The organism is Micromonospora sp. LOL_013 (assembly GCF_048060315.1).
Lineage (GTDB): Bacteria > Actinomycetota > Actinomycetes > Mycobacteriales > Micromonosporaceae > Micromonospora_E.
In genome coordinates this window covers 1-494 of the sequence record NZ_JBHMIQ010000116.1, presented here as the reverse complement: position 1 = coordinate 494, position 494 = coordinate 1, and the positions used below count along the sequence as shown (strand labels likewise).

1 protein-coding gene and 1 pseudogene are annotated in these 494 nt (G+C 68.8%); both read right to left on the bottom strand.

Annotated features, from left to right (window positions below; all coding sequences use genetic code 11):
• The coding region (locus tag ACFHWS_RS28570; protein ID WP_416569593.1) for a Scr1 family TA system antitoxin-like transcriptional regulator at nucleotides 1-310 on the bottom strand (310 nt) is incomplete at its 3' end.
• Nucleotides 311-331: 21 nt separating this feature from the next.
• Nucleotides 332-494: pseudogene (locus ACFHWS_RS28565) on the bottom strand (IS110 family transposase); the annotation flags it as partial.

Below are 494 nucleotides of genomic sequence, written 5' to 3'. Positions count from 1 at the left end.
GGGCCACCTCGTGCCGCAGCGAGTCGCCGATCGCCTCCAACGCGTGCTTGGTGGCCTGGTAGTAGCCCTTGATCAGCTTGACCGACTCGGCGGGCGACATTGCCAGCATCCTCAGATTGTCGTACGCCGCCGAGACCCGGGCCAGGTCACGGGTCGACTCAAGGAACAGCTCACCGGCCAGGGTCTCGATGTAGCCGAGTGGTGGATCGTCCCGCTCGAAGCTGAGCAGGGCGAATCCGCTGCTGTCGGCCAGGTGCGCGCCGGCTTCGAAGCGCTGCGGCCATGGAGCGACGCCGTGTGTGTCTGCCATGCAGGTCCGTGATCATCTGGTGCGGGCTGCGGTCCTGACGCCGATGCCGGGCATCGAGGTCAGGACCGGGGCGAGAGGGTGCGCGTTGAGCGCGGTGAGGATCTGGTCGACCGGGCGGGCGCCCATGCGTGGCGCGCGGGCTTTGACGATCTCGGTGAGTTTCGCCCGGCCGGCCCTGCGCAGC